Raw genomic sequence first — 11839 nt, 5'->3', positions numbered from 1 at the left:
TAGTTTTTCAAAGGAGTTGGGCATGCAGGAGCAAACACAAACACCTCCACCCCTTATCCAGCCCGGCGAGCGCGTGGTGCTGTTTGATGGGGTGTGCAAGCTGTGTAACGGCTGGGCGAAGTTTCTGATTCGCCATGACCCTGAGCAGCGCTTTTGCCTGGCCTCGGTGCAATCGGCCGAGGGCCAGGCGCTATTGGAATGGGGCGGTTTGCCGACCGATCATTTCGACAGCATGGCGCTGATCGATAACGGTCAGATGCTGTTGCGCTCGGACGCGGTGCTGCGCATTGTCGCCCAGCTGCCGCAGCCATGGCGCTGGCTGGCCTGGCTGCGGCTGATTCCACGGCCCATACGTGACTGGTGCTATGACCGTATTGCGCTGAATCGCTACCGGCTATTTGGTCGCTACGACAGTTGCCTGATACCAAACGCCGATCATGCCCGGCGCTTCTTGCATGACTGATCCCCGTTTACAGCAGATCGCCTGGGTCGCGCGTATCGCCCTGGCGCTGATGTTTATCTGGCACGGCCTGGTGCCGAAGATTCTCTGGCTGAGCCCGGATGAGCTGGCGATGATCCAGGCCCATAACCTGCCGGCTCCCGAATGGGTAGCGCGTATCGCCGGGCTGGCGGAAATTACTCTGGGTTTGTTGCTGCTGTGGCGGCGTCAGCGCTGGCCTTTGCTATTGGCCGGTGTTCTGTTGATTGGCTTGCTGCTTGATGTGGCGTTATTCAGTCCCCATCTACTGCTGCAGGCGTTCAATCCGCTGTCGACCAATCTCGCTGCTTTGGCGCTGTGTTGGCTGGCCTGGCGGGCGGAAACGCCGCAATCGCCTCCTCATTAATGGGCGTCAGCGCCCCAGCGAGCCTGCATGCTTTCGATTCTGTCTTCCCGTCAGCGCAATGCCCTGCGTATGGCCTGGCGCTTTATCGCGCCGTATCGCGGTCGCGTGTTTGGGGCCTTGCTGGCGCTGATGTTTACCGCCGCCATCACCCTGTCGATGGGACAGGGTATCAAGCTGTTGGTCGATCAAGGCTTGGCGACTCAATCGCCGGCGGCCTTGCAGCAGTCTATCGGGCTGTTTTTTGTGCTGGTGCTGGCGCTGGCCATCGGCACCTTTACCCGTTTCTACTTGGTGTCGTGGATTGGCGAACGCTTTGTTGCCGATATCCGCAAGCGCGTATTCAACCACCTGATTGAACTGCATCCGGGCTTTTATGAGAGCAACCGCAGCTCGGAGATTCAGTCGCGGCTGACCGCCGATACCACGCTGCTGCAGTCGGTGATCGGCTCGTCACTGTCGATGGCGCTGCGCAACCTGATCATGCTGGTCGGCGGCAGCATGCTGCTGGTGGTGACCAACGGCAAGCTCAGCGGCATCGTGCTGATGGCGCTGCCACTGGTGGTGGTGCCGATTCTGATCTTCGGCCGCCGCGTACGCACGTTGTCGCGGCAGAGCCAGGACCGCGTCGCCGATGTCGGCAGCTATGTTGGTGAGGTGCTGGGGCAGATCAAGACCGTACAAGCCTACAACCACCAGAATGAGGACAAGCGCCGCTTTGGCCTGTCCGCCGAGGCGGCCTTCGACACCGCGCGCCAACGCATTGCCCAGCGTGCCTGGCTGATTACTGTGGTGATCGTGCTGGTGCTCGGTGCGGTGGGGGTGATGCTCTGGGTCGGCGGTATGGACGTGATCGCTGGGCGGATTTCCGGCGGTGAGCTGGCGGCGTTCGTGTTCTACAGCCTGATCGTAGGCTCGGCCTTTGGCACCCTGAGCGAGGTCATTGGTGAGCTGCAACGGGCTGCCGGTGCCGCCGAGCGCATCGCCGAGCTGTTGCAGGCGCGCAATGAAATTACCCCGCCGGCGTCAGCTGCGTTGTATCTGCCGCAGTCGGTGCAGGGCCGTATCGAGCTGCAAGGGCTGCGCTTCGCCTATCCGTCGCGCCCTGGCAGCTTTGCCGTGGACGGCATTGATCTGCAGGTTGCAGCAGGGGAAACCCTGGCGCTGGTCGGGCCGTCCGGCGCAGGTAAATCCACGCTGTTTGATCTGCTGCTGCGTTTTTTCGACCCGCAGCAGGGCCGTATCCTGATTGATGGCGTGCCGATTCAGCAGCTTGATCCGCGCGAGCTGCGCAGCAGCTTTGCCCTGGTATCGCAGAATCCGGCGCTGTTCTTCGGCTCGGTGGAGGACAACATTCGCTATGGGCGTACCGATGCCAGCCTGGCTGAGGTCGAAGTGGCAGCGAAGGCCGCGTATGCCCATGAATTCATCATGAAACTGCCGAATGGCTACCAGACTCACCTGGGGGATGCCGGGTTGGGGCTTTCCGGCGGGCAGCGTCAGCGCCTGGCAATCGCCCGCGCGCTGTTGGTGGATGCGCCGATTCTGCTGCTCGATGAGGCGACCAGTGCGCTGGACGCCGAGAGCGAGCACTTGATTCAGCAAGCCTTGCCGCCACTGATGGAAGGCCGAACCACCCTGGTGATCGCCCATCGCCTGGCCACGGTCAAAAGCGCTGATCGCATCGCCGTGATCGAGCACGGCAAGCTGGCGGCTATCGGCAGTCACAGCGAGTTGGTCAGCAGTAGTCCGCTGTATGCGCGCCTGGCCGAGTTGCAGTTCAATAGCGACAGCGTAGAAACCGCCTGAGAAAGGAAATCGCACAGTGTCAGATAAGAACTTCAAGGTTGTGGTGCTGGGCGGTTATGGCAATTTCGGCACGGTTATCGTCAATCGTCTGTGCAGCATCACTGGCATTAGTGTGTGGGTTGCCGGCCGCGATCAGGCCAAGGCCGAGCGGTTGGCGGCCCAGGCGGGTTGCCAAGCCGTGCGTCTGGATGGCAATCAGGCAGATCTGGCCGAGCGACTGAGCGAATTGGGTACCGATTTGCTGATTTCCACCGCTGGCCCGTTTCAGGGCCAGGATTATCGCGTGGCCCAGGCCGCCATTGCTGCCGGCGTGCATTACCTTGACCTAGCCGATGCCCGCAAATTCGCCTGCGGCATAGGCGAACTCGATCATGCGGCGCGCCAGGCCAATGTGCTGATCAGCAGCGGTGCCAGTTCGGTGCCGGCTCTGAGCGCTGCGGTGATCGATCACTTGCTGCCGCGCTTCAGTCGCCTGGACAGCATCTGGCACGGCATCAGCTCCTCGGAGAAAACCCCAGGGGTATCGACCCTGGCGGCGGTACTCAACTATTGCGGCAAGCCGTTTCGCCAGTGGCGCGAGGGTCAGTGGCGTGAGGTCTATGGCTGGCAGGAGCTGACGGCTCATGACTTTCCCGCACCGCTGGGCCGGCGCTGGCTGGGCAACTGCGATATTCCCGATCTGGAGCTGTTTCCCGCGCGCTATGCGGGCGTGCGCAATGTGCGTTTTTCGGCAGGGGTAGGTTTGCGCGTGACCCAGTTCGGCACCTGGTTGCTGTCTTGGTTGGTGCGCGGCGGCTTGTTGCGCAGCGGCGTGCCCTTGGCCGGCTTGCTGCATCGCGGCGCGGTGCTGGTGGAGCCCTTCGGCGACCGCCTGAGCGGCATGTTCGTCAAGCTGCAGGGGCAGGGCGCGGATGGCCAGCCCTTGGGCCTGTGCTGGGAACTGATCGCCCGTGACAACCATGGGCCGAATATCCCCTGCATGGCGGCGGTGGCGCTGGCGCGCAAACTGGCCGCCGGCAACCTCGAACAACGCGGCGCCATGCCCTGTATGGGATTGCTTAGCGTCGACGAATATCTGGCCGAACTGGAGGGTCTGCAGATCGAAGCAGGCCTACGCCCATGCTCTACCTAAGCCTTAAATGGCTACATATCCTCAGTGCCACCGTGCTGGTGGGCGTGGGGTTCGGTACTGCCTTCTACAAATGGATGATCGACCGCAGCGGAGATGTGCGGGCCATCGTCTATACCAGTCGACTGGTGGTGCTGGCCGATTGGCTGTTCACCACCCCGGCGATCATCCTGCAACCGCTGACTGGTTTGTGGATGCTGCATATCGCCGGCTATTCGCTGAGCAGCACCTGGATCGCCTGGACTCTGCTGCTATATGTTCTGGCCGGGGTCTGTTGGCTGCCGGTGGTCTGGCTGCAGTACCGCATGCGAGCCCTAGCAGCGGCGGCGCTGGCGACCGATCAGGCGCTACCGGCGAGCTATTGGCGCTGTGCGCGTATCTGGTTCTGGCTTGGTATCCCGGCTTTTTTCGCCATGTTGGCGATCTATGCACTTATGGTGTTCAAGCCACAGTAAGCACCGATTGCGGGTCTCACACCTGCCAGGCTACTGCTCGCCTGCATGTCACAGTAGCGACTCAGAAGGTCTTGGTTTTCGGCCTGATCGTTGCCGCCGCACCGGCCGAGGCAAGGATGATGGCGCTGATCGCCAGCCATTGACTGAGGGTCAAGCGCTCGCTGAGGAACAGTAGGCCGGAAAGCGCGGCAATCGCCGGCTCCATGCTCATCAGGATGCTGAAGGTGCGCGCGGGCAGGCGGGTCAGGGCGACCATTTCCAGGCTGTAGGGCAGGGCTGAGGACAGCACGGCGACACCGAGGGCGATAGGCAGCAGGTCCAGTGAAAACAGGCCGCTGCCGGCTTGCCACAGGCCAATCGGGAACACCAGCAGGGCTGCGACTATGGTGCCAAGGGTCACCGTTTGTTTGCCATGTTCAGCCCCGGCTTTCTGCCCGAAAATGATATACAGCGCCCAGCACAGCCCTGCTGCCAACGCCAGGCCCATGCCGACCGGGTCCAGCGGTACATCGCTTTGCCCGGTGGGTAACAGCAGCCAGAGGCCGAAAACCGCCAGGGCAATCCAGATGAAATCCACCAGACGGCGTGACGATAACAGCGCAAGGCCCAGTGGCCCGGTAAATTCCAGGGCTACGGCAATGCCCAGTGGAATGGTTTTCAACGAGAGGTAGAACAGCAGGTTCATACCGCCCAGCGACAACCCGTAGGCCAGCAGCGAACGGCAGGACTTCAGCGTCAGCTTGGCCTGCCAGGGCCGCATCAGGATGCACAGGATCAGCGCGCCAAGGCTCAGGCGCAGGGCCGTGGTGCCGCTGGCACCAATCTCCGGGAAAAGTCCTTTGGCCAGGGACGCGCCGCTCTGGATCGAGGTCATGGCGATCAATAGCAACAGGATCGGCAGGATCACCAGAGAGAATTGCGTTGAGCGCGGCATGGCTGTTCCTTTGAGTGATCTATCCAGTAATAAAAAAACCGGCCACTGAGGCCGGCTTTTATGCACCACGGCTAAGGCTTAGCGGTATTCACACAGGTAGGCAGTATCAGCTGCCACCTTGAGCTGAAACTTGCTGTCGGCCGGTACGGTGAACTTGCTGCCGCTGGTGAAGGTTTCCCAGTTGTCGCTGCCTGGCAGTTTCACGGTCAGGGCGCCGGCGACCACGTGCATGATTTCCAGCTGGTTGGTGCCGAATTCGTACTCGCCTGCAGCCATTACGCCAATGGTGGCCGGGCCTTCAGCCATGCCGAAGGCGATGGATTTGACGGTGCCGTCGAAGTATTCATTGACCTTGAACATCTGCAGTTCCTCGAGAAGGGGATTAATAAGGCTGACCGCCAGTAGCGGCTGGCCATGGAAAAAAGGCCCGCCAGTATGCCCAAGCGGTTTTTCTTCGTCATCTGCTTTGCGCAGGCAAAACCAGTGGCAGCAGCCGGGCGGTATTGCGCGCATCGGTGAGGGCGCGGTGTTGCTGGCCCTGGAACTGTAAACCCGCCAGATTCAGCGCCATTTTCAAGCCAATCGGGCTGGGCAGCTGGCGGGCTTCGGCAAAGCGTTTTTTCAGGTTGATATGCGGGATCTGGCTCAGGTAACTGTTCAGCCCATGGGCATGCCATTCCTGTTCAAACTGACGGCGGTCGTAGTCGCCCCAACTGGCCCAGCCCACCAGTTGCGCTTGATGGGCCAGTAGCCAGCGTTCGAATTGCGCCCACACCGTACTCAGCGGCGCCGCGGCATCGACATCGGCCTGGCTGATCTGCGTGAGCTGACGGCAGAAGTGGGTCAGGTGCGGGCGCCGAGTGGGCCGCACAAAGCGTTGGAAATGCTCAATTTCATGGCCGCCAGCATTGACCAGGCTGGCGCCGATTTCGATGATTTCCATATCTGTGACCGGCCAACCGCCTTCTTCGGTGGTGGCTTCCAGGTCGATTACCAGCCAATGCTGCATAGGCCCTCCTTAGCGTGCCGCGAGTATGGAAGCAGTTTTAACTCTGGGTAAAGCCTGTTGGTCGGGTGCATCCATACAGTTTTGCCCTATGGCTGTACTGGCGCTGACCCCATGTGGCGGGCATGCTTGCAGCCGGGTTCGTATCTGCCGGGCAATGCGGATATGAGGTTAAGCAAAAACGCGTTGTGAATGGCGCTAGAAGGTAGAGGTGGATATGGCAAAGCTGGCGTTTATCGGGCTGGGCGTAATGGGTTACCCGATGGCCGGGCATCTGGCGCGCGCTGGGCATCAGGTGTGTGTGTACAACCGCACTGCTGCCAAGGCTGTGCAGTGGGCCGCCGAGTATGCCGGTAGCCACGCGCCGACCCCGCGTGAAGCGGCTGCGGGCGCTGAGTTTGTGATGGTCTGCGTGGGCAATGATGATGATCTGCGTGGTGTGGTGTTGGGTGAGCAGGGCGCCTTTGCCGGCATGCAACCCGGTGCGGTGTTGGTCGATCACACCACCGCCTCGGCGCAGGTCGCGCGTGAGCTGGCCGAGCAGGCCGCTGCCCACCAACTGGGCTTTCTCGATGCGCCGGTATCCGGCGGTCAGGCCGGTGCGCAGAACGGTGCGCTGACCATCATGGTCGGTGGCGAGGCTGCGACCTACGCCAAGGCTGAGCCGATCATTCAGGCCTATGCACGCATGACCCGCTTGATGGGCGCAGCCGGTAGCGGTCAGCTGACCAAAATGGTCAACCAGATCTGCATCGCCGGCCTGGTGCAGGGTTTATCCGAGGCCCTGCATTTTGCGGAGTGCGCCGGGCTCGATGCACATGGCGCGATGGACGTGATCAGCAAGGGCGCGGCGCAGTCCTGGCAGCTGGAAAATCGCCACAAGACCATGTTGGCTGGCGAGTTCGAGCACGGCTTTGCCGTGGACTGGATGCGCAAGGACCTGTCGATTCTGCTGGCCGAGGCACGCAGCAATGGCGCGCAGTTGCCGGTAACCGCGTTGGTCGATCAGTTTTACGCCGATGTGCAGGGCATGGGCGGCGGCCGTTGGGACACGTCCAGTCTGTTTGCCCGCCTGAACAAGCGCTAGCTGGCAGCTGAGGACAGCCGTCTATACTGGGTTCAAAGCCAGTATGGATTCGGCGCTGTTCTCACTTTTCAGGCAGGCGGGCACTGTTCATGGATGATCAATTTGCATTCAGTGACGACCTTCCCAGCACCACCAACCAGCCCGTGTGGCGCGTGCTGGCAGTTGATGATGACGCCGACTTCCAGCGTGCCACCGCCTTTGCCCTGAGCGAGCTGGAGCTACTGGGCGGACGTATTGAGTTGATCCAGGCGTTCAGCTGCCGCGAAGCCTCGATGCTGCTGGCCAAGCACCATGACATTGCCCTGGTGTTGCTCGATGTGGTGATGGAAACCGAAGACGCCGGCTTGCGCCTGATCAAGGCGCTGCGTGAGGTGATCGGCAATCGCGAAACCCGCGTGGTGATGCTCACCGGTGAGCCAGGCCTGGCGCCGGCCCATGAAGTGATGCGCGATTACGACATCAATGACTATTGGACCAAGAGTGAACTCAGTGCCGAGCGCTTGCTGACGGTGCTCACCGCAGCGGTGCGCGGTTATGCCCAGCTCAGGGCTGTAGCCAGCGCGCGGCGCGGTTTGCAGATGATCGTCGAGTCGAGCAATGCACTGTTCTGTTCGAAGAATACCCGCGAGCTATCGGCCAAGATTCTGTCGGAGATCACCTCGCTGCTTGACCTGCAGACCGAGGGCATTGTCTGCGTGCGCGCCGATGAGGGGGACGCCACGACTGAACCCAATGCGCGAATTGTCAGCGCCAGCGGTCGTTTTTTCGACTGTGTCGACGCCAATCTGGACGTGTTGCAGCCACAGGTCGCAGCGGCGGTGCGCCAATGCCTGCAGGCGCAGCAGACCCTGTGTCTGAGCGATTGCACGGTGTTGTTCTTTCCGCGCTTTCAGGCTGGCTCGGATTACGTTTGCTATATCGACAGTGCGCGGACTCTGGATGACACCGAGTTGGAGCTGCTCAAGGTGTTCAGTGTCAGTATCAGTCGTGGCCTGTACAACGTCGCGCTGTTCAGCCGCCTGGAGGAGATGGCCTATCAGGACGACCTGCTGAAGATCCCCAACCGCAATGCGCTGATTCGCATGCTGGATATGACCCTGAAGTCCGAGGCCAAGGATCAGCGCGTGCTGGTGCTTATCGATATCGATAATTTCTCCGGTGCCAACACCGCCTTTGGCACCGGTTATGGAGACTTTATTCTCGGCCTGGTGGCGAAGAAACTACGTGACGCTTTCACCCATGAGGTGCTGATTGCCCGGGTACGTGATGACCTGTTTGCCATCCTCGGCCCGCAAACCCAGGTTAATGCCGCGGACGTGGTGGCACTGTTCCGCCGGCATAAACGCCCTTATGAGCTGGGCCAGGTGCACAGTCTGAGCAGCGTGACCATGCACCTGGCTGATTTTACCGGCAGCGCCAGTGTGGCCCTGCAAGATGCGTTGTTGACCCTGAAACAGGCCAAGCGCCTGGGTCACGACCAGCATGGTGTCTATGATCCGCGCCTGCAGAGTGCGCATGCCGAGTCATACCGCATGCTGCTGGCTTTGCGCGATGCGGTGGAGGCCGGGCAGATCAGTGTCGAGTTACAGCCGCAGATCGACCTGCAAACCCGTCGTATTACCGGTGTGGAAGCGCTGGCGCGCTGGCGCAAGGCCGACGGCAAGATGGTTCCGCCGCTGAGTTTTATCCCCCTGGCCGAGGCCACCGGTTACATCCTGCCGCTCGGTGATCTGTTGATGCGCTTGGCCCTGCAGGCGGCGAAACAGCTGGCTGATGCCGGTTATCCGCATATTCGCGTGGCCGTTAACGTCTCCGCGCCGCAGCTGCTGCAGCATGACTTTATCGAGCGGTTCAACTCGCATCTGCAGGCGGCGGGGGTAATGCCTGAGCAGATCGAGGTGGAAATTACCGAATCGGTAGCCATGCGCACCTTTGATACGGTCTGTGAAAAGCTCCGTGCGCTACGCGCCATGGGCGTAGAGGTGGCCATCGATGACTTTGGCACTGGTTTCTCATCACTCAGCTACCTGCGACTGTTGCCAGCCGATCGCTTGAAAATCGACCGCAGTTTTGTTCTGGAAATCGGTGAGGTCAGCGATCAGCAAATGATCGCCGAGGCGGTGATCCAGATTGCTGCGCGGGTTGGCATGCAGGTAATTGCCGAAGGCGTCGAGACCCAACAGCAGGCCGACTGGATTCTCAAGCATGGCTGCCGGCAGGCGCAGGGCTATCTGTTTGCCAAGCCGATGGCCTGCGCCGATTTACTCAGCTGGCTGAGTGACTGGCCAGGGCGCATGGCCTGATGCAGCAATCCAAGCGCGACAGGCTGTTGTCGCAACCGGTCAGGCGCAACCTATTGCTGTTATTTGTGCCGTGGACGCTGCTGATTCTGCTGCTGATGGCGCTGCTTTACGAGCGCCTGTTGGATGTGCGACTTGATCCGTTGTTGCGCGATCAGCAGGTCAGCCTGAACGAGGGTGTTGGTGTGCTCAATCGGCACCTGGCGACCTTGCGTGGCAATCTGCAGTTTCTCACTCAACAGCCGCTTTTGGCTGAAGTGCTACAGGACCCTAGTACGGATAACCGGCGTGCCCTGAGTCAACTGTTTGTCGAGTTCGCCCGTAGCAGTATGGTTTATGACCAGATTCGCTGGCTGGATGAGCGTGGTGTAGAGCAGGTGCGGGTTGATTGGCGTGATGGCGAGCCACTGGCGAGTGATCAGGCGCAATTGCACAACCAGGCGCAGCACTATTATTTCGTTGAAACCATGAACCTGCCTCCGGGCGCGTTCTACCTCTCACGTTTTGACCTGAACGCTGATTTGGGCCGCGTCGAACAACCACTCAAGCCTACGCTGCGGGGTGCCGAGCCGATTTTCGATGGTGAGGGCAAGCGACGCGGCATTCTGATCCTCAATTACCTGGGGCAAGTGCTACTGCAGCGTCTGGCCGAGGTGTCCAAGAGTTACGGCAACAACCTGACCCTGGTCGACCATGAAGGCTATTGGATGCTCGCCGCTGATGCGCAAGATGCTTGGGGCTTTGCTCTGGGCAGGCCTGAGGCAACGCTGGCCAGTCGCTTTCCGGGTAGCTGGCGGCGTATGCAGGCTGCCCGCAATGGCGTGTTTAGCGACAGTGGTGGTTATTGGGCCTTCAATAAGTTCGATCCCTACCAGGGTAACGGCCAAGACGCGGCAGCGGGTGAGTACTGGTTACTGGTTTCACACCTGCCTCAGGAGCAGATTCAGGGGCTGCGTGGGCAAGTACTCTGGCAGGTTTTACTGTTTGTCTGCGTGATGCTCTCTCTTGGGTTATTGGTGGTGTTGCGCCTCGGCTTGGCGGAGTTCGAGCGTGATCAGGTGCGTGAGGCTCTGGAAGTCAGCAGTCAGGCGTTGCAACAGAGCAATACTGAGCTGCGCGACACGGTGGAACAGTTGCAGCGCACGCGTGGAGCCTTGATTCAGGCGGAAAAACTATCCTCGCTGGGCACCTTGGTCGCCGGCGTGGCGCATGAGCTGAATACGCCGATTGGGGCCGCCAGCATGGCTGCCTCAACCCTGGATAAGGGTAATCAAGGGCTGCAGAAGAGTCTCAGTGAAGGGTTGCAGCGTTCGGCGCTGGAGCGCTTTGTGCAGCGCAATGATGAAGGACTGGCGATTATCCTCAATAGCCTGTCGCGCATGGCGCAGTTGACCCGGGCCTTCAAACAACTGGCCAGCGACCGCGCGAGTACCGAGCGGCGGCGCTTTGATCTGGTTGAGCTGGTGGGCGAGGTCATGCTGCTATTTACCCCCAAACTCAAGCAGTCAAACCACCGGGTACAGCTGGAGTTACCGCAGAGTTTGATGCTCGATAGTTATCCGGGGCCCTTGGGGCAGATTCTGCAGAACCTGATCGACAATGCATTGATCCATGCCTTCGACTCGGGCATGAACGGCGAGGTCACGGTGCGGGTTGAGCACGATGAAGTGCGCCACGAGTGCGTAATTGAAGTCAGCGATAACGGCGACGGCATGAGCGAGGAGGTGCTGGGGAAGATCTTCGATCCCTTCTTTACCACGCGACGCGGGCGTGGCGGCACCGGGCTTGGTCTGCATATCACCCATCAGTTGGCCGTGGATATTCTCGGCGCTGAGCTGCAGGTGTGCAGCGCGCCGGGGCAGGGCACGCAGTTTCGCCTGCGCCTACCGCTCGCCTGAATCTGCACTTGGCTGGCTGCGAAGTGGTCTGCGTCCACGTAGAATCGTCGGCCTGTGCCCCGTGCTGTTGTGTCTGAGGTTCTCCTGCCATGAATTGCCGTGCCGGCTGCGGCGCCTGCTGCATTGCCCCCTCGATAAGTTCTCCCATTCCTGGTATGCCCGATGGCAAGCCGGCGGGTGTGCGCTGCGTGCAGCTGGATGCGAATAACTACTGCCTGATTTTCGGCCAGCCTGAGCGGCCTGCGGTATGTTCGGCGTTTCATGCCGCCGAGTATGTGTGTGGCAGCAATACCGCAGAGGCCCTGCAGTTGATTGGTTGGCTGGAGCAGAGCACGGCAGTTGCAGTCTGATACTGTGGGGTAAGGTTATCGACTGCCGG

Annotated in this window: 12 protein-coding genes; 9 read left to right on the top strand and 3 right to left on the bottom strand. The window is 60.6% G+C overall.

All coding sequences use genetic code 11. The features are described from left to right. Window positions 1-22 precede the first annotated feature (22 nt). Genes ACIN8IBEIGE_RS09810 through ACIN8IBEIGE_RS09790 form a run of 5 tightly spaced genes read left to right on the top strand, consistent with a single transcriptional unit; the run spans window position 23 to window position 4235 of the window. Window positions 23-463, top strand: coding sequence for a thiol-disulfide oxidoreductase DCC family protein (locus ACIN8IBEIGE_RS09810; RefSeq protein ID WP_160014469.1), 441 nt, complete (start codon window positions 23-25; stop codon window positions 461-463). Continuing rightward, window positions 456-845 (top strand): DoxX-like family protein, encoded by a 390-nt coding sequence (locus ACIN8IBEIGE_RS09805; protein ID WP_160014468.1) that lies wholly within the window; start codon window positions 456-458, stop codon window positions 843-845. Before ACIN8IBEIGE_RS09810 ends, ACIN8IBEIGE_RS09805 begins: the two co-directional genes overlap by 8 nt. A gap of 27 nt (window positions 846-872) precedes the next feature. Then, entirely contained in the window at window positions 873-2651 is a 1779-nt protein-coding gene (locus tag ACIN8IBEIGE_RS09800; protein WP_160014467.1) for an ABC transporter transmembrane domain-containing protein, read from the top strand. A gap of 16 nt (window positions 2652-2667) precedes the next feature. Then, window positions 2668-3783, top strand: a complete 1116-nt coding sequence (locus ACIN8IBEIGE_RS09795) for a saccharopine dehydrogenase family protein (RefSeq protein WP_160014466.1) — start codon at window positions 2668-2670, stop codon at window positions 3781-3783. Further along, window positions 3771-4235, top strand: a complete 465-nt coding sequence (locus ACIN8IBEIGE_RS09790; RefSeq protein ID WP_090386093.1) for a DUF2269 domain-containing protein — start codon at window positions 3771-3773, stop codon at window positions 4233-4235. Before ACIN8IBEIGE_RS09795 ends, ACIN8IBEIGE_RS09790 begins: the two co-directional genes overlap by 13 nt. Before the next feature lie 61 nt (window positions 4236-4296). On the opposite strand, the gene rhtA is transcribed toward ACIN8IBEIGE_RS09790, so the two are convergent. The 3 genes from rhtA to ACIN8IBEIGE_RS09775 form a co-directional block, all read right to left on the bottom strand. Further along, window positions 4297-5169, bottom strand: coding sequence for a threonine/homoserine exporter RhtA (gene rhtA / locus ACIN8IBEIGE_RS09785; protein ID WP_160014465.1), 873 nt, complete (start codon window positions 5167-5169; stop codon window positions 4297-4299). Window positions 5170-5247: 78 nt separating this feature from the next. Further along, on the bottom strand, window positions 5248-5529 hold the full coding sequence (locus ACIN8IBEIGE_RS09780; protein ID WP_090253248.1) for a pyrimidine/purine nucleoside phosphorylase: 282 nt from the start codon (window positions 5527-5529) through the stop codon (window positions 5248-5250). A 97-nt stretch (window positions 5530-5626) separates the two neighbouring features. Further along, the gene (locus ACIN8IBEIGE_RS09775; RefSeq protein ID WP_090386103.1) at window positions 5627-6178 is read right to left on the bottom strand and encodes an exonuclease domain-containing protein; all 552 of its coding nucleotides are present in this window, start codon (window positions 6176-6178) and stop codon (window positions 5627-5629) included. A 214-nt stretch (window positions 6179-6392) separates the two neighbouring features. On the opposite strand from ACIN8IBEIGE_RS09775, the gene ACIN8IBEIGE_RS09770 reads away from it, so the two are divergent. The 4 genes from ACIN8IBEIGE_RS09770 (at window position 6393) to ACIN8IBEIGE_RS09755 (ending at window position 11810) form a co-directional block, all read left to right on the top strand. Beyond that, window positions 6393-7262, top strand: a complete 870-nt coding sequence (locus ACIN8IBEIGE_RS09770) for an NAD(P)-dependent oxidoreductase (RefSeq protein WP_160014464.1) — start codon at window positions 6393-6395, stop codon at window positions 7260-7262. 89 nt (window positions 7263-7351) lie between these two features. After that, window positions 7352-9565: an EAL domain-containing protein gene (locus tag ACIN8IBEIGE_RS09765; protein ID WP_160014463.1), complete on the top strand. Its 2214-nt coding sequence runs from the start codon at window positions 7352-7354 to the stop codon at window positions 9563-9565. After that, a complete protein-coding gene (locus ACIN8IBEIGE_RS09760) occupies window positions 9565-11460 on the top strand; it encodes a sensor histidine kinase (RefSeq protein ID WP_160014462.1) in 1896 nt (631 codons plus the stop codon). Before ACIN8IBEIGE_RS09765 ends, ACIN8IBEIGE_RS09760 begins: the two co-directional genes overlap by 1 nt. 89 nt (window positions 11461-11549) lie before the next feature. Beyond that, entirely contained in the window at window positions 11550-11810 is a 261-nt protein-coding gene (locus ACIN8IBEIGE_RS09755) for a YkgJ family cysteine cluster protein (RefSeq protein WP_160014461.1), read from the top strand. The last annotated feature ends 29 nt before the right edge of the window (window positions 11811-11839 follow it).

Source organism: Pseudomonas sp. 8BK (genome assembly GCF_902506475.1).
Lineage (GTDB): Bacteria > Pseudomonadota > Gammaproteobacteria > Pseudomonadales > Pseudomonadaceae > Aquipseudomonas > Aquipseudomonas anguilliseptica.
Note: the sequence above shows the minus strand (reverse complement) of the source record. Positions and strands in the feature narration are given on the sequence as shown.